The organism is Tistrella mobilis (genome assembly GCF_039634785.1).
In the GTDB taxonomy this organism is placed as follows: domain Bacteria; phylum Pseudomonadota; class Alphaproteobacteria; order Tistrellales; family Tistrellaceae; genus Tistrella; species Tistrella mobilis.
On sequence record NZ_JBBIAB010000003.1, the window covers coordinates 108657 to 128979 of the forward strand.

Genomic DNA, 20323 nt, shown 5'->3' on the forward strand with positions numbered 1-20323 from the left:
ACACCCCCAAACACATCGCGGGGGGCGCCCCCCTCCCCCCCCCCGCGGGAACGCAGATACAGGAGACGCAGGATGAGCTGGGACGACGACGAAGACCGCACGATCTATGAAGTGGTCGTGAACCACGAGGAACAGTATTCGATCTGGCCCGCCGACCGCGAGCTGCCGCTCGGCTGGAACAAGGCCGGCAAACAGGGCCCGAAGGCCGAATGCCTGGAGTATATCAAAGAGGTCTGGACGGATATGCGGCCGCTCAGCCTGCGGAAGAAGATGGAGGAGCAGGCGCGGGAGGCGGGGGAGAGGTGAGGTCTGGGGCGGGGCGATGTGACGTCGCGCCCCGCTTTCATGCGGGCCCCGGCCCGAACGGGCCGCCCGCGCTGGCCGGCTGCCGATGCTTCGTCCCGGCCATTTCCGTCATGCCCCTGGCGCGGGCGACAACGCCAAGCGCCTTTGCGACATAGGCCGCATCGCCGGTTTCGACGGCATCGGCCATGAAGGCCGCGATTTCTTCGTCATCGACCAGTGCGGCGGCGGGGTCGTAGGTGGTGAGGGTTTCGGCCATTCGGGGCTTTAGACCGATCATATGGAGGCGATGGGTTAGTGAGTTCCGACGAACGCCGATGATATGACTCCATCGGTGACGTCCTGATACTCGCCACCACTTCGGCACTGCCACGGAACATCTTTTACGTATAACGTGTCCCTTATTTAGCTATTCCACACATAATTTACGATTTGCGGCCGACTTTCGCGGATTTGCGTCAGTATGAAAGACGAATTCAAGGACGTCTGCTGCAAGTGTCCTAATTCATCCCGAACCCATACCAGAAGTGTTACGGCGATTGTTATTAAGACAATTACTCTAGGTGCCCGTCTAAAAAAATTGCCGAGCCAGAATTGAACAACCGGAGGCGACATATTCCTACGCCGAAAAAAAGTCGCACACACAAAATCTAATCGCACCAAAAATATATTTATAATTTTCATGGATAGAAAGAAAATCATTCCAATAACAATCACCGCTACACAATTCTCATATCTTCCAGATAAGGCTGCCCATTCCCTGATCCAATCAAATATGAGTTCCCAATAAATCCCTAAAAACTTGCCCTGCTCCATGTCGCTCTCCTCATTTTTTCATCATGATTTTATTATTCACCCAAGAATCCCTTACTTCAAAAATAATATTTAGTTCGATCTGTTCAAAATTCATCTCATTTTTCTCTTTTTTTCACCAGATTAATTTCAGAATTATTGATTGACCCCATAATATCTCTAAAATATTCACGATATTCATGCGGCTCTATTGTTCCAGCCTCTAGAGCAGCGCTAAAATTTTCAATGATCTCTTTTTTCTTTTGCATTTCGATATGAATGAATGTCATCAGCATTTCATGAATTTTATCATTACCAGTTCTTAGATACTCTGCATACATTTTCTCTGGAGATTCCAAAAGGCTCATCCACTTCTCGCGTTCATCATCATCAAGCCTGAAGTCAGCAGCATATGCTGCGCGTTCCAGTTCTTCTTTATCAATTTTTCGTATGAGAACAGCCGCATCAGCGTCAGGAGTTACAGTAATAGCTACGCTGTCAATGGTTATAGGTAATTCATCCTTCATACCAAGCACGCGATCTCTAATAACTCCACGCAATTCCATCGCATCTTTGATATCAAAAGTACATGCGAGTTCCTCACATATTTGTTGTAGAGGCACTTTCATCAATGTCAGTGGATCAGAAATATTTTTCTGGACCGCAACTATTGGATCACTGATCCTAAAATTGACACTTAATTCAATACAAAAGTGCATACTCGACCTCAATGATGGTGCTTTAACATTAAAAACCCCTTGTTGCATAGATATATCAACCAGATAAAACTCATTGTACTTGCCAAGTAAACGTTCTCCCCACGTCAATTCATTCCCCCGCAATAAGGGAACTGCACCTCTGGCCCCGATGGCTATAATAATTTTCCCCGCCTGAGGGGCCGGCATTTTTTTGCATAGCTCAATTAAATTCATGATAACTCCCTCATTCTTGCTTCTAGCTAGTAAGAACGGCCTTATACTCGATTTTTCTTACATCCTCTTCTGTATATAAACTACGTACGCAGAACAATATTCGATGCTGATCATTCTGTTCGCCTGCTCGCAAATAGATATTTTGAACTAATTTCAGAAGTACATCTGATGTCTTCTCTATAGATCCGCTCGAATTAATCTCTTTCGTTTTTTCCATGAACATAGATATTATATTTTGAGCTTCTTTTCTGGGACTGAAATCTTTATCACCGAATTTGCGCAATGAAATGGCAAACATTTGAGCAGTCGGTATGGCGAAACGATCTTTCACCAGGTCCTCAAGTGAAAACCGCCCTTGAGTCTCTCGCTTTCGCATTAAAGGCGTATGCCGCATCACCCGGAGGAAGAGGTATAAAGGAAGCATCCCCACGGCCTCGTTCTCTGCCTTTTCACTCCAGTCCGCCAAAGCCTCGAATAATTTACCAATATCAAGCAAAGTATTATCATCAGCATTAGATATTTCTGTAAATAGAAAATCTACTGCATCTCCCATTATTTCGTACATCTTGACGTTTCCAACAGATGATGCCGCTAACGTCTTTAAAATGGAGATTGATAAATTCTCATACCGGAAGCCAGTATACCCACATGAAACCTCAATAGCTGCCCGTCTCGCCCCTTCGTTATTCGAATGCGCCCACTCCTTTATGATCGCAGCAACGGTAGATTTGTGCCCGCAATCCATCGCGACCACTGACAACGCCACATCTGCAACATCCCGGACACATTTATTATTCTGGAGAGCCCAAGGTGAGATAAGCGCCTCAAAGACTGCCATGAAATGCACACGGGCCAACGCACCGATCATAAGCCCCAAGCGCAAGCGCACGCGGATACCGCGTGCTTCAGCGAGCTGTTCCAGCCAATTCACGAGGGGCTGGCGAAACAAATCCAGCTCTTCCCAGACGTATGCGAACAGCTCAAGCCCACGCCTGGGATCTACAAATCGCACGTGCTCAACATCTTCACCATAACGACGGTGGGCGCTGTGGTAGATGACGGCGCCGATCGCATCCATCCGTTGGCGGCGAGGAGTCAACAAGGCTCGATATCCATCGTTATCGCCCAGATCTTCAATACCTTGCCCCAGGACCTCCTTGAGGTTCTGTTCAAGGAGAGCAGCCCCCTTAAGAACAATCGATAGCGGCGCAGTTTCCATCGCCGCAACAGCAAACGCCAACGCGATATCGCTAAGGCCCGGCCTATGATCAAGCCACTGCGCAGCCGTCTGGCGCATCGGAGTTACAGATGTACCTATATTATCACGCTTACATAAATTACAAATGTCCAGAAATCTCTTATCTGCGATAAAATCATCAAAATTTTCAAAGTAATAAATCTGGCGCCCGAACGTCAATCCGGCGAATATAAGCGGCTGTGTGAACCGACCTACTTGGATAGGGATAAGTTTATTTTCACTAAGAGCCCGATCCATCTCCGCAACAATGTAGTATTTTTTGCTATTAACAGCATTTTGACTTATAAATGCTAAAACACGTCGCGCAGACGAAAGATTTTCTTCGATCTGCGGCCCCCATTCGTGTTCCTCAATACGCTGATCCCACCATACAGACAGCCCACGCCGCTCCAGCGCCGAAACAACTCTCTCTACCTCTAGGCGGTCTTCGGCGGAATATGAAACAAAAACGTCCACCATCATCGCGCTCTGATTTTTTTTGCACCAGCGTCTTTAGGATTTAATGTGCTCCATGGCGCATGCAACACCTTTCTACATATTCAGGTGCCTAGCAGGGGAATTACACCCATCAGGTCGATGTCGGGGGCTCCGAACGTCAGAACGAGGACCGGGTTCCGATGGTTGCAGGTTGCGACGGATGGACGTTGCCGGTTCGCCGTCCCTGTCTGGTGTCGTCGGACGGACGGCGACTGACGATCGCTAAGGCCCGGGGCACAGGCGAAGGCGACGTCCGAACCTGTCGGCTCGGCACCGCGCTCACCGTCATCCGCCACCGCCCGGATCTGCTGGTGCGACATGCCGGCGCCGTGGGGCGCAGTGTCAGGAGAGACCAGCGTGGCGGGTGGTCCGGGCGAGAGCCGTGCCCGTGATCCGGAAAAACACCACCCAAAACACCACCGCCGCGACAATCGCCGTCGCCACCAGCGCCCAGCTCATGCCCACCGGTTCGGCCAGGCGCCAGATCGGTTCGGCCGGGGTGACTTCGGGGTTCTGGACGATGGAGAACAACGACAGGTTGTTGGCGAGGTGGACGCCGATCGCCGGTTCCAGGCGCTGGGCCTTGACCGTCAGTGCCGCCGCGAACAGGCCGGCGACGAACAGGCTGGCATAGGTTTCGGGCGTGTTGGCGGGGCTGTAATGGTAGAGGGAGAAGATCACCGCGGCGCCGATGGCGGCGACCACCGGGCGGCCGATGACGGCGTAGACGCCCTGGAGGGGATAGGCGCGGAAGACCAGTTCGTCCGAGGTCGCCTGGATCAGGTAGAGCACCAGGCCGAGGGCCAGGCCCGCGATCCAGCCTGCCGGTTCGAACACGAAGTTGAAGGTCACCGGCTGGCCGGCAAGCCAGATGCCGGCGAGCGAGGACAGCGTCACCAGCGGCAGATAGATCACGAAAGCGAGGCCGACCAGCTTCAGATTATAGCTGCGCGTGGGCGAGATCAGGGTCATGAACGGCCGCTGGTTGAGCAGCCGGACCACCAGGAAGACGCCCAGGATCCAGATCGGGAACATCGCCATCCAGATCAGGAAGCCCACGATATTGGCCGTGGTCGCGAACAGATTGACCATGGCATCGGGCGCACCGAAGGTGTTGATCGCCCAGGCCTGGATCGGGCCGATCACCTGGGCGGCGCCCAGCGGCACCACCAGGAAGATGATGATCAGCCCGATGCCATAGATCACCTCGCTGCTGCGGCCGAGGCGGCCCATGTCGAGATAGGCATTGGACGGAGCGGCCGGGCCGGGGCCGCCTGCTGAACCGGTTACGGCAGAACCGGTTACGGCAGAGCCGGATGCGGCAGCCCCTGCCGATGCGGTGCTGGTCTTCTCGCTGGCGGTCATGGGCAGCCCTTCCTGATCCCCTCCGGCCGGCCGTCGCGGCCCGGCCTCCCCTGTCGGGTGCCCACTCTATCACCAGGTTGTGGCGATCTGCATCACGGAGTGACTATCTCTGCGCAAGCTTTTCCAAGCGCTCACAACGTGCGGTCGCGAGCGGCGATCAGCCCGTTGGTGAGCGCAACCAGGCCGATCCCGGTGAGCAGCCAGGCGACCAGCGACCAGCCGCCGGTGATTTCGTGGATCAGACCGATGGCGAGCGGCCCGAGCGCCGCCAGGGTGTAGCCCACCGACTGCGCCATCCCTGAGAGCCGCGCCGCCGTCATCGCATCGCCCGACCGCAGCACGATCATCACCAGGGCCAGCGCGAAACAGCCGCCCTGGCCGATGCCCAGCACCACCGCCCAGGGCCACATGGTGGCGATCGGCCCCCACATCATGCCCAGCATGCCGGCAATGGTGCAGAGCATGATGCCCAGAACCCAGAGCTGCTGATTGCGCCGCCGGGCCGCCAGCACCGGCACGAACAGCGCCGAGACCGTCTGCACCAGCAGCGACACCGAGACCACGAGGCCCGACATCACCACGCTGACGCCGCGATCCTGCAGAATGCTGGGCAGCCAGCCGAACACCGAATAGGCGAGCGAACTTTGCAGCCCCATGAACAGCGTGATCGACCAGGCGAGCGGCGAGGTCAGCAGCCGCGTGCCGGTATTGGGCCGGTGCCCCGCCCGGGTGTCCAGATGCCGCGCCGCCGGCCACCAGACCGCGGCCGCGAGCAAGGCCGGGATCGCCCAGACGCCCAGCGCCACCGCCCAGCTGCCGCTGGCCTCGGCAATCGGCGCGGTGACGCCGGCGGCGATTGCCGCCCCGCCGCAGAGCGCCATGGTGTAGATGCCGGTCAACAACCCGGCCTTGTCTGGAAACGCCTGTTTCACAACCCCCGGCAGCAGAACCCCGGCGATGCCGATGCCGGCGCCGCCCAGAAGCGAGCCGGCGAACAGGCCGGTGGGGCCGAAGAAGCCGCGCAGCACTACGCCCACCGCAATCATCACCAGCGCCACCACCGCGGCGGCCGGCACGCCGATCCGGCGGGCGAGCATGGGAGCGGCCGGGCCGAACAGGCCCAGGCACATCACCGGCAGGGTGGTGACCAGGCTGGCGGTGGCGCTGTCGAGGCCGAGGGCGGCGGAGACGGTGCCGAGCAGCGGCCCGATGCTGGTGAGTGCCGGGCGCAGGTTCAGCGCCACCAGCACGATGGCGACGATCAGCAACAGCACGGCACCGCGGCTGACGGCGGCAGAGGATCGCGGGGACGAGGTGGACATGGTCACAGGCCGGGAGCTTTCGGGGTGCGGGGGGGCTTTGTACGGGAGGCTTTCGGGGGCGACGACGGATCGGACAACCGGCCTTCGACCACCGCCATCAGCGGGGCCAGCAGATCGCGTGCCGCCTGCGCCGCCCGGTCGGGATCGCGCGCGGCGATGGCGTCGCGCACCGCGACATGGGCGGCGAGGCTCGGCTCCGGCAGGCTGCGATCGGCCAGCGACATGCGCAGATACCGGCGCAGCTGGTCGGTGAACCAGCCGTAGAGCTCGGCAAGCGCCGCATTGCCGGCCGCCTCGGCCACCGAGAGGTGGAAGGCGATGTCGTGTTCCAGATAGGTCTCGAAGGCCGCAGGTTCGGTGGGGGCCGGCTCGACCAGGCCGCGGGTGGCGAGGGCGCGGTCGATGCGGGCGAGGCTGTCGGGCGTGACCCGCATCGCCGCCAGCCGCGCCGCCTCTACCTCCAGCGCCGCGCGCAGCTCCAGATGATCACGCAGCCCGGCATTGGCCACCCGGCGCAGCGCATCCGCCGGCTCGTCGAGCGCCCGGACATAGGTGCCGTCGCCCTGGCGCACCTCCAGCAGGCCGAGATAGGCGAGCGCCCGCACGGCCTCGCGCACCGTGCCGCGGCCCACACCCAGCGCCTGGGCCAGCTCGGGTTCCGGCGGAATCCGATCCCCCGCCCCCCAGCCATCCCGGCCGATCTGGGCACGCAGCCGCTCAATCGCGGCATCGACGAGACTGCGCCGGGCGACGGCGCCGAGGCTGGACATGGAGGGCAGGCTCCGCTGACATCGGTTCAGCCGATCATCCGATGTTTCGGGCCGGGATGCGAGCGGGAATGGGGGCGAAAAACCAGGCGGCCCGACGGGCCGCCCTTAAGCCCGCCGCCGCCGGATCTCGGAGCGGAGGAGAGACACCGCACCCGCCGCCGACATCAGGGCGAGCGTGAACCAGGTGAGCGCATAGACCAGATGGCTGTCGGGGAAGCTGACTTTGGTGAGCCCGCCCACGGGATAGCCGCCGGGGGCGGTTTCCGCGGCGTCCACGAAATATGGTGCGACCTCCGCCAGCCCGCGGGCCCGGGCGATCGCCGCGACGTCGCGGGAATACCAGGCCTCCGCCGCCGGGTCGTTCTCGCGCAGGAAGCCGCCGCCGGGTTCGGTGATCCGCATCAGGCCGGTGACCCTGGTGTCGGTTTCGATCTGGCCGGCGGCACGGCTGGCGGGGTCTTTCCGTTCCGGCGGAACGAAGCCGCGATTGACCAGCACGGTGAAGCCGCGATCGTCGGCGAAGGGCGTCACCACCCAATAGCCGGCGCCGAGATCGGTGGTGGCGCGGACCAGGGTCTCGCGGTCGTTCAGGAAGCGGCCGGCAAGCGCCACACGGCGATATTCGTCGCCGTCGCGGGTGATCCGGGGCCAAGCATCGGGACCCGGGGCAGCGACGGGGTCCTGATGGATGCGGGCATCGACGCGCGCGATCAGATCATGCTTCCAGGCCCGGCGCTCCACCTGCCAGATGCCGAGCGCCAGCCCACCGGCAATGCCAATGAGAAAGAGGACGCCCACCAGAATGAGCGTCCCCGTCCTGCGGCCGCGCCGCCCGCCGGGAGGGGCCCCCTGTTCGGGATGGCCGCCCCCCGGCGTGATGTCGCCTTTCGGCATGGTCACGGCAGCTGGCTCATGTCGTGGACCGGCATCATGTTGGTGTTCAGATGGTACATGACCCACATGGACCCGGCGAGGGTGATCGCCACGATGATGACGGTGAAGGTGAGGGACAGCATGTTCCAGCCGCCCTCGGAACTGACGTTCATGTGCAGGAAGTAGACCATGTGGACCACGATCTGCACGGCTGCGAAGGCCATGATCACCACGGCCGTGGTCTGGGCGTCTTCGATCACGCCGCCCATCACCAGCCAGAAGGGGATCGCCGTCAGGATGACGGAGAGGATGAACCCCTTCATATAGCCGCTGAAAGAGGCGTGGCCCGCGCCGTGGTCGTCTTCATGGGCGTGCCCGTGGGCCTGGGCGCCATGCCCGTGGACGTTGGCGCCGTGCAGGCTGTTCAGCTCCGCGCTCATCGCAGCATCCCCATCAGATAGACGAAGGTGAAGACGCCGATCCAGACGACGTCCAGGAAGTGCCAGAACATGCTGAGGCACATCAGGCGGCGGCGGTTGGCCGGAACCAGGCCGCGCTTCGAGACCTGGACCATCAGCGTGACCAGCCAGATGGTGCCGAAGGTGACGTGCAGGCCATGGGTGCCGACCAGGGTGAAGAAGGCCGACAGGAAGGCGCTGCGCTGCGGCGTGGCACCGATATGGATCAGATGCGCGAACTCGTAAAGTTCGATCGAGAGGAAGGCGAGGCCGAAGAGCCCCGTGATCCCCAGCCACATCTGGGTCTCGGCCACCTTGCGCTTCTCCATCGAGATCATGGCGAAGCCGTAGGTGATGGACGAGAGCAGCAGCATGGTGGTGTTGAGCGCCACCAGCTCCAGGTCGAACAGGTCGCGGGGCGCCGGCCCGGCGGCATAATTGCCACCGAGCACGGCATAGACCGCGAAGAGCGCCGCGAAGATCAGGCAGTCGCTCATCAGGTAGATCCAGAAGCCGAGATACGTGCTGCTGCCTTCGGCGTGCGCGTGCTCTTCTTCCAGGTAGAACGGGCGGGCTTTTGCGGCCCGGCCCGAGGCCAGGCGACCCGAAGCGGAGGGGGCGCCGTGAACGGTTGCAGTCATGTCGTCACCCCTGAACCGCGAGCTGGCGGGTCCGCTCGGCTTCCGTCTTCTCCACGGTTTCGACCGGGATGTGGAAGTCGCGGTTGTAGTTGAAGGTGTGATAGATCGCCGAGCCGATCAGCGCCACGAAGGACACCGCCGCCAGCCACCAGATGTACCAGATGAGCGCCACGCCGAGCACGACGCTGAGCCCCGCCAGGATGATGCCGGCGCCGGTATTCTTGGGCATGTGGATCGACCGGAAGCCCATCTGCGGACGCTGATAGCCGTTCTGCTTCATGTCCCACCAGGCATCACGATCGTAGATGACCGGGGTGAAGGCGAAGTTGTAGTCCGGCGGCGGCGACGAGGTCGCCCATTCCAGCGTGCGGGCATCCCAGGGGTCGCCGGTGGTGTCGCGCAGCTTGTTGCGGTTGCGGACGCTGACCGCGATCTGGATCAGGAAGGCGGCGATGCCACCCGCAATCATCACCGCACCCAGGGCGGCGATCACGAACCAGATCTGCAGCGACGGGTCGTCGAAGACCCGCATGCGGCGGGTGACGCCCATCAGGCCCAGCACGTAGAGCGGCATGAAGGCGAAGTAGAAGCCCACCACCCACAGCCAGAACGAGACCTTGCCCCAGAAGACGTCGAGCTTGAAGCCGAAGGTCTTCGGGAACCAGTAGGCGATGGCGGCGAAGGCGCCGAACAGCACGCCGCCGATGATGACGTTGTGGAAGTGGGCGATCAGGAACAGGCTGTTGTGCAGCGAGAAGTCCGCCGGCGGCACCGCCAGCAGCACGCCGGTCATGCCACCGATGACGAAGGTCAGCATGAAGGCGACCGTCCACATCATCGGCAGCTCGAAGCGGATGCGGCCGTGATACATGGTGAACAGCCAGTTGAACATCTTCGCGCCCGTCGGGATCGAGATGATCATGGTGGTGATGCCGAAGAAGGCATTCACGCTGGCGCCCGAGCCCATCGTGAAGAAGTGATGCAGCCAGACGATGTAGGAGAGGACGGTGATGGCGACGGTCGCATAGACCATCGACTTGTAGCCGAACAGACGCTTGCCGCAGAAGGTCGCGGTGACTTCCGAGAACACGCCGAACATCGGCAGGATCAGGATGTAGACCTCGGGGTGGCCCCAGATCCAGATGAGGTTGACGTACATCATCGGGTTGCCGCCGAAGTCGTTCGTGAAGAAGTTGGTCCCCACGTAACGGTCGAGCGACAGCAGAGCCAGAACGGCGGTCAGGATCGGGAAGGCGGCGACGATCAGCACGTTGGTGCAGAGCGCGGTCCAGGTGAAGACCGGCATCTTCATCATGGTCATGCCGGGCGCGCGCATCTTCACGATGGTGCAGATCAGGTTCACGCCCGACAGCAATGTGCCGACGCCCGCGATCTGCAGGGCCCAGATGTAATAGTCGACGCCGACATTCGGGCTGTAGGCGATGTTCGACAGCGGCGGATAGGCCAGCCAGCCGGTCTGGGCGAATTCACCCACGAACAGCGACATCATGATCAGGACCGCGCCGCCGGCCGTCATCCAGAAGCTGAAATTGTTCAGGAACGGGAACGACACGTCGCGGGCGCCGATCTGCAGCGGCACGATGTAGTTCATGAGACCCGTGACGATGGGCATCGCCACGAAGAAGATCATGATCACGCCGTGGGCCGTGAAGACCTGGTCGTAATGATGGGCGTTGAGATAGCCTTCGCTGCCGTTGAAGGCGATGGCCTGCTGGAGGCGCATCATGATCGCGTCGGCAAAGCCACGCAGCAGCATGATGATGCCCAGCACCATGTACATGATGCCGATGCGCTTGTGGTCCACCGTGGTGAACCACTCCTTCCAGAGGTAGCCCCACAGGCGGTAGCGGGTGAGGACGGCGAAAAGGGCGAGGCCGCCGAGGGCGACCGCGATGAACGTTCCAACCACGATCGGCTCGTGGAGCGGCAGTGAGTCCAGGCTCAGCCGGCCGAGGAGGAACGACGTCCCTGCGGTTTGTTCAGACATGATTACCGGAGTCTCAGGTCAGGAATTGGCGGGGCCGGGCACGCCGGTCTCGGGGGCCGGGGTCAGCAACGACACCGCCTTCGGGGCCGGACTCACGTCCTGGTTATTGTTGGCGTTGATGACCGGCGTCTGGGCGGCAGCGCCGCCGGCACGAACGCCGATCGGGTCGTCGGTGGTGCAGAGCGCGGCCACATAAACCGGCTCGGGGCCGAACACCGCACCGCGGCGACCGGTCTTGTCGTATTCGAGCGAGGCCACCGGGATGACATTGTTGATGCCCGCGATGCCGAGACCGCCGCGGTCGTCGATCGCCATCATCTCCCCCATGCACATCTTGCCCGGCTCGACGCACATGTTGAGGATGCGGTCATAGAGCTTGGGGTCGGCATGGGCGAAGTGCATGACCGGCACGTTCTCGCTCGGCCGCTCCAGGGTCAGATAGGTCGGCCCGTCGAGCGTCTGGCCCGAGGCGCGCACGGTGGAAACCCAGCCCGCGAACTCGTCCTGCGACAGACCGTGGAACTTGAAGCGCATGCCCGAGAAGCCGGCGCCGCTGTAATTGGCCGAGAAGCCGTCGAAGGTGCCCGGCTTGTTGATCACCGCGTGCAGCTTGGTCTGCATGCCCGGCATGGCGTAGATCTGGCCCGCCAGCGCCGGCACGAAGAACGAGTTCATCACCGACGAGGCGGTGATTTTGAAGGTGATCGGCCGGTCGACCGGCGCCGCCATCTCGTTGACGCTGGCGATGCCGTATTCCGGATAGATGAACAGCCACTTCCAGTCGAGCGCGACCACCTCGACCTCCAGCGGCTTCACATCGGCGGCGACCGGCTGGTCGGGGCCGATACGATCGAGCGGCTTGTAGGGGTCGAGCGCGTGGGTGCTGATCCAGGTCACCGTGCCCAGGCACAGGATGATCACCAGCGGTGCGCCCCAGACCGCCAGCTCGATCTTCGTGGAATGGCTCCACTCCGGCTCGTAGCGGGCGTTCCTGTTGGACTGCCGGTATCGCCAGGCGAACAACACGGTCAGAAGCATGACCGGCACGATCACCAGCAACATCAGCACGGTCGACAGAAGGATGAGGTCCCTCTGCTGCGACGCAATGTCACCAGACGGATTGATCAGGACGAGATTACAACCGCCCAACAACGCCATGAGAGGCAGGGTGGACAGGACGCGGATCCGGCTCAAGACAGTACTCATGGGATAGGGTGTCACTTTTGTGCGGCGCAACAACGGACCATTGCGGCGCGCATCATAGGACTCGCCCCTGCCGAAGGCAAAAGCGAAGGTCGGCCATCCTGACCAACCTCTGGTCTCATGGCCTGCTGTGCGGCCTGCAACCTATATGGTTCCCAGGACTCTGGAGGGCCGGTAGATGCAGTGCGACATATTGGCGCATCGCGGATGCGAAGGCGCTCCGGCGGCGTCTGCGTCTCTTATGGATAAGTTATTTATCGCAGAATGAAATTTGAGTGCGGGTACCGCCCCGCATAACCACAGACCGCACAGACGCGCCCCGGCATGCGGCACCGGGGGCACTTGACCGGCGACGGGCGCCACCCTTTCGCCGGGGGTGCGGGCGGGTTGGGCGGGGCGTGGTCAACCGGTGGGAGGGTGATGGGTCATCGGATGGGTCGGTGTGTTCGCTATTCGAATGTTGATGGCCCGTGGTCCTGGGGTGTAAATATCCAAAATCGACCACAGGACATCAGAAATTCATCCCATGATTGTAGGATCTCTACTAAGACAAATTGCAGCTGTATCGATTGATCGTCAGTGTCTCCCGGAGACCATGTATGTCGCTGGATGATCTGTTCGGAGCAGCACTGACGGCGGCACGGCAAGGCGTCGTCGGCCTCGAAAACCGATGCAAGCCGAAGAGTTTACGCCGGCTGGATAGAAACACAGTCAGATTCCTTGAGATCTATACCCGATCGATTGCGGAGAGAGTCAAATATGGAGATGTCATCGCGGCAGATGTTTATCTGCTCTGGCTGGTCGATGAAGCGGGAAAGATATGGCTGGCTTTCGAAGAGGTGTTTGACGAAAATGATGAGACGTTCCGCTTTGTGCTGAACCGTGAAACGCTGGGCGGTAGCATGCATGATTTGCCCAAACCGCTGGCAAAGCTTGGACATCCGTCTCTGGTCGGCGGGGGCAAGGCACGTATCGGGGGCGAACTGATCTTTGATCCGGATGCGACGCCTCCCATATGGTATCTGAACAACAAGTCCGGTCGCTACGGTCTCCGGGCTGATCGGACGGTGGCACATTTACAGAATGTGCAGAAGCTGTTCCGCGACCACGGGCTGGAGTTCCACATCGACTTCCGGCCTCCGGGACAATCTTGAGGATGGGCCGATGCCGGGCGAAGCAAGCATGCTGACACCTGAAGACGTCGTGAACAGGCTGGCACGCCTGAGCTTTGCCCGCCTGCGCCCCAGCGAACGGCGCAAGCTCGCCGAGGCCCTGGATACCCCCGAACTGAGGGGGCAGGTGTTCGATCGGTTCGGGGCGTTCCTGCGCGACCTGCCGCTGGAGACGGCCGACGGGCAGGATGAGTTGCTGGTGGCCGTCGCAGATCTGAACATGACCGGTTTCTGGGATCGCCTGCCGGAAGAGGCGATTCGCAGATGGTACATCGTCGGCTGCACCCCCAAACGGCTTCAATATCTCGCCAGTCTGGTTCAGGGATATGAAAGCTCTGCCGCAAACAGGATTCAGCACGTTCTTAACCCGCAGAGGCAGCGCGACGAGATCACCCGATCCACTACGGATATTCCCTTGATCATTTAGCGATCACAGAGTGCAGAGCCGATGAGGCATGGGGCAGCCTGACAGGTCGCGAGCAGTACCACGATCACCCCATCTTGCATGCCAGTCTCATTACAGACTGCGCCGAGGCCTCCACACGCCCCCTAAACACGCCTGCTCGCGGCCGGGCTATTCTCCTCCTCCCAAACCCGCTTCACCGCCGCCACCAATTCGTCCCACAGCCCCGGCTCGCCCAGCACCGGCATCTCGCGGACAAGGGCGTTGCTGAGCCGGCCCTGGTTCTGCTCGATCGCACGCAGCACGCGGTCCGCCTGGGGATCGGGCATCTCCACCACCTCCTTCAGCGCCGCGCGCGACCGGGCGTGGCGGCGGAGGTCGCGGGCTTCCGCCCGCATCCGTTCCCTGATCGTGCGGTCCAGGATCCGGGCCAGGAACACGACATGCGGGGCCAGATCCGGGTAGCGCCAGGAGGGCCGGGCCATGTCGGGATCATTGATTTCGATATCCGAGACGATGCCATCCGGATACATGGCCCCGGTCGGCCGGAAGCTGATCTGATCGCGCATCGCCTGCATCAGCGGCGCCGAAACCTCGTCCAGCACCTGATCATAGGCGCGTCGTTCGCCGGGATCATCGGTGATCACGGCAGAGACCGGCAGGATAACCGGAGCGGGGATCGTGCCGTCGCGCCGCAGCAGGTCGTTGATCAGGAAGCGATGAACCCGGCCGTTGCCGTCGGCGAGCGGATGGATATAGACGAAGCCGAAGGCGGCCACCGCCGCCCGCATCACCGGCGACTGACCCGCGGTCTTCACCAGGAAACTGCGCAGCCCGTCGAGCATCGGGACCAGGTCTTCGGCGGGCGGGGCCACATAGTGGACGAGGTTCTGATAGTGCAAGGTCTCGCCGATGAAGACCGGGGACTGGCGCAGGCCGAAGCGGCCGATCACGGTCTTCTCTCCCAGGATGTCGCGCTGCAACAGAGCCAGGGCGGAATCGTCGAGCGGCACACCCCCTTGCCCCGTGCGCCGGGCCATGACATCCGCAAAGCGCTGGATCCGCGTCGCCTGATCGGCCTCGCCCTCGATCGCAAAACTCGACCGGCTTTCCCTGAGAGTCAGCCAGGCAGCGGCACGCAACAGCAGGTCTTCGCCGAATTCGGCCGCCAGATCTTTGAAAAGTGCCGAAACGTCCAGCGCCGCCGCCTGCACCATGGCAGGCGTCCGGACCAGGATCGGGCAGAAATGTCGCGTGCCCGGCAGGTTGTCGTTCACCCGCCAGCGCGCCACCTTCTGTACTTGATCGGGCGATGCCGCGACCAGGCCCGCCGCATCGATCGCATCGACATAATTGCCGCCGGATCGAGGCGGGACCTGCAGCATACGCCCGGTCAGCCACTCGTAGAGAAAGGCCGCGCGACGCGCATAGCGCCCGGTCGGCTGTTCCGCCACCCAGTTCTGGACGATGTCGGGCCCGCTTGCCGCGAACAGCCGCGCCAGAAAGTCCAGATGAGGCACCTCGTGGCGCAGATGAAACTGAAGATGAGCGGCCGGATGGGGCGCCGGCCGCATCGCCTCGACCCAGGTTTCGCGGGACACGACGCCGTCAGTCTGCGTCATCCGCCGCCCGCCGATCCGGCTGGTCACCCGAAGCCGGCCCGGCAGGGCGACGCCGTAATGCCGCATCAGCCAGGCAGCGCCGACAGGATCATCCACGACATCAGGCATAGCAGACCTCCAGCCGGTGCGGCGGCAGGCTGCGCTGGAACAGCGATGCCCCGACCCGGAATCCTATCCGCCGTTTACGCCTGCGCAAAATCGTTTATACCGCGGGCCTTCTGCGCAAATCTGATGATGCCATGGGTGTCCGCTCACCCTATCCCATCAATGATGTCCAGATACCGCCGCACCGTCTCGTCCCAGCCATAGTCCAGCGCTTCGGCGGTGATGGCGTGGCCGATCGAGACTTCCAGGCAGGCGGGCGCGCGCGACAGGAAGTCGGCGAGGTTGACCAGGTTCAGGTCGTGGCCGGCATTGAGGCCGATCCCGGCTTCGGCGGCGGCCTGGGCGGTGGCGGCCACATAGGCGGCGGCGGGTTCGAAATCCGGGCGGTCCCAGGCCATGGCGTAGATGCCGGTATACATCTCCACCCGGTCGGCCCCCAGCGCCTTCGCCGCGGCCGGGGCCTTGGGGTCGGGGTTGATGAACACGGCGATGCGCGCGCCCGAGGGCCGCACCAGATCGATGCCGCGGGCGAGTTCTTCGGCCCGGCTGTCGAAATCCCAGCCCTCTTCCGACGTGCGCGCCCCCGGCGCGTCGGGGACCAGCGTCACCTGATGCGGGCGGACCTGGTTGACCAGCTCGGCGAAATCTTCCGACGGGTAGCCTTCGATGTTGAACTCGGCGCCGATCACCTCGGGCAGGTCGGTCGCGAACAGCCCGGCCAGGTCCATCACATCGCTGCGCCGGATATGGCGCTCGTCCGGTCGGGGATGGATGGTGATGCCGTGGGCGCCGGCGCGCAGCACGCGCTTCGCCGTCGCCAGCACGTCGGGATAGCCGTTGTCGCGCTGATTGCGGAGCAGCGCCACCTTGTTGAGATTGACGCTGAGCTTGGTGGTCATCGGCCGCCGTCCCCTGTCGTTCGCACATGCACCCCATGCCGGTCACCCGGGCGAAAACATGCACCCGGGCGAAAACACGCCCCGCCTGCCCTGGCAGCAAAAGCGCCGGGCCGGCGGGGCGGGGGACAGGATATATCCGGAAGGCCGGCGCCCGCGACCGATTGTTCAGCGAAATTTCTTCAGCCTGAACCGCAGCCGTCAGCACCTGCCCGCGCAGGCATGACGCCCGGTCACACCGCCTTCAGCGCCGGCGGTTCGTCGGGCGTGCCGATTTCGTCGAACCGCTCGAAAGTATGATCGGCCCAGCGGGCGACGTCGTAGCGGCGCACGGTTTCGTACATCGAAGCCATGCGCGCCCGCGCCTCGTCGGGCGCCATGTCGAGCGCCTGGTCGAGGGCGGCATCCATCGCCCGGTCCGAATAGGGGTTGGTCAGGATCGCCTGCGGGAATTCCACCGCGCAGCCGGTGAATTCCGACAGCACCAGCGCGCCCTCCTGGCCGCGCTTGGCCGCCACATATTCCTTGGCGACCAGGTTCAGCCCGTCACGCAGCGGCGTGATCACGCAGACATCGGCGCGGCGGTAATAGGCGATCAGCTTGTCGAAGGGGATGGCGTTCGAGAACAGCAGGATCGGTGTCCAGCCAAGGGTCGAGAAGCGGCCGTTGATCCGCCCGACCAGGGCCTCCACCTCGCGCTGGGTATCGCGATAGATGCGCATGCCGGTGGCGGCCTGAACCGACACCACCATCAGCTTGACCTTGGTGTGCAGCTCCGGCCGGCGTTCCAGCAGGCGTTCGAAGGCCTGCAGGGTCTCGCGGATGCCCTTGGTATAGTCGGTGCGGCCCACCGCCACGATCAGCCGGCGGTCGCGGAGTTCCTCCTCGATTTCCGACTGAAGCGTCTGGTTGGCCTCGGTGTCGAGCACCTTGGCGACGAAATTCGGGTTGGTGCCCACCGGGAAGGCGTCGATGCCGACCTTGTGGCCCTTGTGGCGCACCGCCACCGGCACCTCGGGTTCCGACAGCGCCAGACCCGAAGGCGACATACCATCCTCCACCCGCGTGGTGGCATCCACCTGCACGTCGCGCAGCGCACGCGCGACATCGGCGAAGTTCTTGGCATAGCGCGGAATGTGGAAGCCGACCAGATCGCAGGCCAGCAGGCTGTCCACGATCTCTTCGCGCCAGGGCAGAATGTTGAACACATCCGGCCCCGGGAAGGGGGTGTGGTGGAAGAAGGCGATCTTCAGGCTGGGCTTGATCCGGCGCAGATAGCCGGGCACCAGCCAGAGATTGTAGTCGTGCACCCAGACCAGCGCATCATCCTCGGCCTGGGCGGCCGCCGCCTCGGCGAACAGCCAGTTCACCTCGCGGAAGGTGTTCCAGTCGGTGGTGTCGTAGCGGAACAGCCAGGGGAAGGAATGCAGGATCGGCCACAGCGCCTCTTTCGAGGTGACGTGGTAGAACATCCTGACCTGGTCGGCGGTCAGCGGCAGCCGCGAGACCGAATACCGGCCATAGCTGTCCTCGATATCGATCACCCGCTCGAAGCTTTCCTTGCGCTTGGGGCTGACCTGTTTCCAGGCCACCCACGCGCCCTTGCCTTCGGGCACGCGGCCGAAAAAGCTCTTCAGCGTCGGAACGATCCCGTTCGGGCTTTTGTTTTCACGATAGACGACGCGGTCGCCGACCACCTCTTCCTCATAGGGCTGACGGTGATAGACGATCACGAGCGATGACTTGCGGTTCATCCCTGTCCCTTTCGATCTCGGTTGCGGTCCCGGCTGGGGGCGGGCGGGTTCTGCCGGTACCGGCAGGCACCCGCGGGCTCAGTCGAGGCCGAAATGGCGGATCGCCTCGGCGATGCCGGCGGCACCGTGGCCGGTGCTCCGGTAAACCCAGGGCTTGTCGGTCAGCTGCTCAACGAGGCGCGGCTCGGAATTGCCGACCGCCACCCCTTTCAGTCCGGTTTCGAACAGCGAGAGGTCGTTCAGCGTGTCGCCGGCGACCAGAACCCGATCGGCCGGCAGGTTGAGGGTTTCGACCAGCTGCAGCAGGGTCGGCCCCTTGGCCACCCCCTTGGGCAGCACGTCCAGAAAGGTATCGGCCGAGAGCAGCCAGTCGAACCCGGCGGCCGCGATCTTGTCGAGGGTGGCGGTTTCAAGCTCGGCCGGCTCGTACCAATAACTCACCCGCCGCTCGAACGGCGTGGGCTGCAGCCGGATGCCGGGCTCCCCCGACAGCATGGCCTTGACCCGCTCGCCCGCATCGTTCCAGGCCCGGGCGATCGGCGCCTGTACCTCGTCGACCACCCGGAAATCGCGGCCGGCGACCACGGTGGTCCCCACATCGCCGATCACGAAATCGGGATGCGGCATGCCGGGTTCGGCGACCAGTTCGCGGATGAAGCCCAGATCGCGGCCGGTCACGAAGATCAGCAGCGCGTCGTTCCGGGCCTGAAGCGCCTGATAGAGCGCGCGCCGGTCTTCGTCCGAGCCCCCGAGGAAGGTGCCATCGAGGTCGGTTGCGAGTATCAGCTTGTGTTCGGTCATCAGGCGTCCGTCGTCTCGAGATCGCTCGCGCGGGTGGCGGGGTGGTCGATCGCGACCACCGGCTCCAGCGCGCGGCTTTCGGCCCGGATCGGGCGGGTGAGCAGGGCGGTCATTGCGGCATCGATATCGAGCCGGCCCCGGATGATGGCGTGTACCGCTTCCGAGATCGGCATCTCGACGCCCAGCCTGCGGGCCAGCGCGGTGACGGTCTCGGCATTCACGGCCCCTTCGACCACGGCCGACTTGCCGGCCAGCGCCTCGTCGGGCGTGGCGCCGCGGCCCAGCGCCAGGCCGAAGGTGAAATTGCGCGACTGCTCGCTGGAGCAGGTGAGCGTCAGATCGCCGATGCCGGCAAGACCGGTGACGGTCTCGCGCCGGCCGCCCAGCGCCTGGGCCAGCCGCTTCAGCTCGGCCAGCCCGCGGGTGATGATCGCCGCGCGCGGATTGGAGCCCAGCCCCCGCCCGGCGGCGATGCCGCAGGCGATGGCGAGCACGTTCTTGACCGCGCCGCCGACCTCGACCCCGGTCAGGTCGTCGGAGAGATAGGGCCGGAAACTGGTGGTCCCAAGCGTCACCGCCACCCGCGCCGCCAGCGAGGCGACCAGCGCCGCCCCCATGCTTTCAGGGTCGAGCGGCCCGTCCTCGTCATCGTCCAGCGGCTGAACATCGGCCGAGGCGATGGTGACGGCGGTGGGCTGGCCCTCGGCCACCTCGGCCGCGAAACTGGGGCCGGAGAGCACCGCCTGGGGGCGGCCGGGCATGACCTCGGCGATCACCTGGGTCATCAGCAGGCCGGTGTCGCGTTCGATCCCCTTGCTGCAGATCACGACCGGCATGCCCGGTGCGGCATGGCGCTCCACCTCTGCCGCCATCGCCCGCAGGAATTGCGAGGGGATGACCAGCAGGGCCAGATCGGCGCCGTCGAGCGCCTGCCCCATGTCGCCGGTGACGGAAATCCCGGCCGGCATGTCGTGGTCTGGAAGAAAGGGATTGCGGCCGCCGGCGCGGATCGCCGCCACGGCCTCGGCTTCGCGGATCCACAGACGGGTCTCACGCCCTGCCCGTTCCGCCACCATTGCGAGCGCGCTGCCCCAGGCGCCGCCGCCGATCACCGCCACCCGCCGGAACGGGGTGATGACGGGCACGGGCTCCGGAGCGTTGCTGCTCT

General features: G+C 62.8%; 18 protein-coding genes and 1 pseudogene. 3 read left to right on the plus strand and 16 right to left on the minus strand.

Annotated elements, in window-relative coordinates; genetic code table 11:
* Positions 1 to 72: 72 nt before the first annotated feature.
* Positions 73 to 306, plus strand: a complete 234-nt coding sequence (locus WI697_RS05245; RefSeq protein WP_345957699.1) for an MbtH family protein — start codon at positions 73 to 75, stop codon at positions 304 to 306.
* A gap of 97 nt (positions 307 to 403) precedes the next feature.
* Here WI697_RS05245 and WI697_RS05250 read toward each other — a convergent pair.
* From WI697_RS05250 to cyoA, 11 genes and pseudogenes are all read right to left on the minus strand, one after another.
* Positions 404 to 562: pseudogene (locus WI697_RS05250) on the minus strand (addiction module antidote protein); the annotation flags it as partial.
* A gap of 652 nt (positions 563 to 1214) precedes the next feature.
* Entirely contained in the window at positions 1215 to 2027 is an 813-nt protein-coding gene (locus tag WI697_RS05255; protein ID WP_345957700.1) for a hypothetical protein, read from the minus strand.
* A 22-nt stretch (positions 2028 to 2049) separates the two neighbouring features.
* A complete protein-coding gene (locus WI697_RS05260) occupies positions 2050 to 3747 on the minus strand; it encodes a toll/interleukin-1 receptor domain-containing protein (RefSeq protein ID WP_345957701.1) in 1698 nt (565 codons plus the stop codon).
* A gap of 357 nt (positions 3748 to 4104) precedes the next feature.
* Positions 4105 to 5127, minus strand: a complete 1023-nt coding sequence (locus WI697_RS05265; RefSeq protein ID WP_345957702.1) for a CPBP family intramembrane glutamic endopeptidase — start codon at positions 5125 to 5127, stop codon at positions 4105 to 4107.
* A gap of 131 nt (positions 5128 to 5258) precedes the next feature.
* Complete coding sequence (locus WI697_RS05270) at positions 5259 to 6449, minus strand: CynX/NimT family MFS transporter (protein WP_345957703.1); 1191 nt, start codon at positions 6447 to 6449, stop codon at positions 5259 to 5261.
* Positions 6450 to 6451: 2 nt separating this feature from the next.
* Positions 6452 to 7219: a FadR/GntR family transcriptional regulator gene (locus WI697_RS05275; protein WP_345957704.1), complete on the minus strand. Its 768-nt coding sequence runs from the start codon at positions 7217 to 7219 to the stop codon at positions 6452 to 6454.
* 105 nt (positions 7220 to 7324) lie between these two features.
* A complete protein-coding gene (locus WI697_RS05280; protein ID WP_345957876.1) occupies positions 7325 to 8113 on the minus strand; it encodes an SURF1 family protein in 789 nt (262 codons plus the stop codon).
* A gap of 2 nt (positions 8114 to 8115) precedes the next feature.
* On the minus strand, positions 8116 to 8532 hold the full coding sequence (gene cyoD / locus WI697_RS05285) for a cytochrome o ubiquinol oxidase subunit IV (RefSeq protein ID WP_062765569.1): 417 nt from the start codon (positions 8530 to 8532) through the stop codon (positions 8116 to 8118).
* Positions 8529 to 9191 (minus strand): cytochrome o ubiquinol oxidase subunit III, encoded by a 663-nt coding sequence (gene cyoC / locus WI697_RS05290; RefSeq protein ID WP_345957705.1) that lies wholly within the window; start codon positions 9189 to 9191, stop codon positions 8529 to 8531. The genes cyoD and cyoC overlap by 4 nt, the downstream gene beginning before the upstream one ends.
* A 4-nt stretch (positions 9192 to 9195) precedes the next feature.
* Positions 9196 to 11199 carry a cytochrome o ubiquinol oxidase subunit I gene (gene cyoB, locus WI697_RS05295; protein ID WP_062765572.1) on the minus strand — a complete coding sequence of 668 codons (2004 nt, stop codon included), beginning with the start codon at positions 11197 to 11199 and terminating at the stop codon, positions 9196 to 9198.
* A gap of 18 nt (positions 11200 to 11217) precedes the next feature.
* Positions 11218 to 12393 carry a ubiquinol oxidase subunit II gene (cyoA, locus tag WI697_RS05300; RefSeq protein ID WP_345957877.1) on the minus strand — a complete coding sequence of 392 codons (1176 nt, stop codon included), beginning with the start codon at positions 12391 to 12393 and terminating at the stop codon, positions 11218 to 11220.
* A gap of 608 nt (positions 12394 to 13001) precedes the next feature.
* Between cyoA and WI697_RS05305 the strand changes: the two genes are divergently transcribed.
* Together WI697_RS05305 and WI697_RS05310 are read left to right on the plus strand one after the other, a co-directional pair.
* The gene (locus tag WI697_RS05305) at positions 13002 to 13556 is read left to right on the plus strand and encodes a type III effector protein (RefSeq protein ID WP_345957706.1); all 555 of its coding nucleotides are present in this window, start codon (positions 13002 to 13004) and stop codon (positions 13554 to 13556) included.
* Positions 13557 to 13566: 10 nt separating this feature from the next.
* Positions 13567 to 14001: a hypothetical protein gene (locus WI697_RS05310; RefSeq protein ID WP_345957707.1), complete on the plus strand. Its 435-nt coding sequence runs from the start codon at positions 13567 to 13569 to the stop codon at positions 13999 to 14001.
* A 122-nt stretch (positions 14002 to 14123) separates the two neighbouring features.
* Here the strand turns inward: WI697_RS05310 and WI697_RS05315 are convergent, their stop codons facing one another.
* The 5 genes from WI697_RS05315 to WI697_RS05335 all read right to left on the minus strand — a co-directional run bounded on the left by WI697_RS05315 (position 14124) and on the right by WI697_RS05335 (position 20300).
* Complete coding sequence (locus tag WI697_RS05315) at positions 14124 to 15707, minus strand: Fic family protein (protein ID WP_345957708.1); 1584 nt, start codon at positions 15705 to 15707, stop codon at positions 14124 to 14126.
* A gap of 143 nt (positions 15708 to 15850) precedes the next feature.
* Positions 15851 to 16603, minus strand: coding sequence for a pyridoxine 5'-phosphate synthase (locus tag WI697_RS05320; RefSeq protein WP_345957709.1), 753 nt, complete (start codon positions 16601 to 16603; stop codon positions 15851 to 15853).
* Positions 16604 to 16833: 230 nt separating this feature from the next.
* Entirely contained in the window at positions 16834 to 18354 is a 1521-nt protein-coding gene (ggpS, locus tag WI697_RS05325; RefSeq protein WP_062765593.1) for a glucosylglycerol-phosphate synthase, read from the minus strand.
* Positions 18355 to 18432: 78 nt separating this feature from the next.
* On the minus strand, positions 18433 to 19155 hold the full coding sequence (locus tag WI697_RS05330; protein WP_296711061.1) for an HAD-IIB family hydrolase: 723 nt from the start codon (positions 19153 to 19155) through the stop codon (positions 18433 to 18435).
* Entirely contained in the window at positions 19155 to 20300 is a 1146-nt protein-coding gene (locus WI697_RS05335; RefSeq protein WP_345957710.1) for an NAD(P)H-dependent glycerol-3-phosphate dehydrogenase, read from the minus strand. The genes WI697_RS05330 and WI697_RS05335 overlap by 1 nt, the downstream gene beginning before the upstream one ends.
* Between the last annotated feature and the right edge of the window lie 23 nt (positions 20301 to 20323).

Coding starts and splice junctions, on each gene's coding strand:
- WI697_RS05245 (WP_345957699.1), top strand. CDS start 73: ATGAGCTGGGACGACGACGAAGACCGCACGATCTATGAAGTGGTCGTG.
- WI697_RS05255 (WP_345957700.1), bottom strand. CDS start 2,027: ATGAATTTAATTGAGCTATGCAAAAAAATGCCGGCCCCTCAGGCGGGG.
- WI697_RS05260 (WP_345957701.1), bottom strand. CDS start 3,747: ATGATGGTGGACGTTTTTGTTTCATATTCCGCCGAAGACCGCCTAGAG.
- WI697_RS05265 (WP_345957702.1), bottom strand. CDS start 5,127: ATGACCGCCAGCGAGAAGACCAGCACCGCATCGGCAGGGGCTGCCGCA.
- WI697_RS05270 (WP_345957703.1), bottom strand. CDS start 6,449: ATGTCCACCTCGTCCCCGCGATCCTCTGCCGCCGTCAGCCGCGGTGCC.
- WI697_RS05275 (WP_345957704.1), bottom strand. CDS start 7,219: ATGTCCAGCCTCGGCGCCGTCGCCCGGCGCAGTCTCGTCGATGCCGCG.
- WI697_RS05280 (WP_345957876.1), bottom strand. CDS start 8,113: ATGCCGAAAGGCGACATCACGCCGGGGGGCGGCCATCCCGAACAGGGG.
- cyoD (WP_062765569.1), bottom strand. CDS start 8,532: ATGAGCGCGGAGCTGAACAGCCTGCACGGCGCCAACGTCCACGGGCAT.
- cyoC (WP_345957705.1), bottom strand. CDS start 9,191: ATGACTGCAACCGTTCACGGCGCCCCCTCCGCTTCGGGTCGCCTGGCC.
- cyoB (WP_062765572.1), bottom strand. CDS start 11,199: ATGTCTGAACAAACCGCAGGGACGTCGTTCCTCCTCGGCCGGCTGAGC.
- WI697_RS05305 (WP_345957706.1), top strand. CDS start 13,002: ATGTCGCTGGATGATCTGTTCGGAGCAGCACTGACGGCGGCACGGCAA.
- WI697_RS05310 (WP_345957707.1), top strand. CDS start 13,567: ATGCCGGGCGAAGCAAGCATGCTGACACCTGAAGACGTCGTGAACAGG.
- WI697_RS05315 (WP_345957708.1), bottom strand. CDS start 15,707: ATGCCTGATGTCGTGGATGATCCTGTCGGCGCTGCCTGGCTGATGCGG.
- WI697_RS05320 (WP_345957709.1), bottom strand. CDS start 16,603: ATGACCACCAAGCTCAGCGTCAATCTCAACAAGGTGGCGCTGCTCCGC.
- ggpS (WP_062765593.1), bottom strand. CDS start 18,354: ATGAACCGCAAGTCATCGCTCGTGATCGTCTATCACCGTCAGCCCTAT.
- WI697_RS05330 (WP_296711061.1), bottom strand. CDS start 19,155: ATGACCGAACACAAGCTGATACTCGCAACCGACCTCGATGGCACCTTC.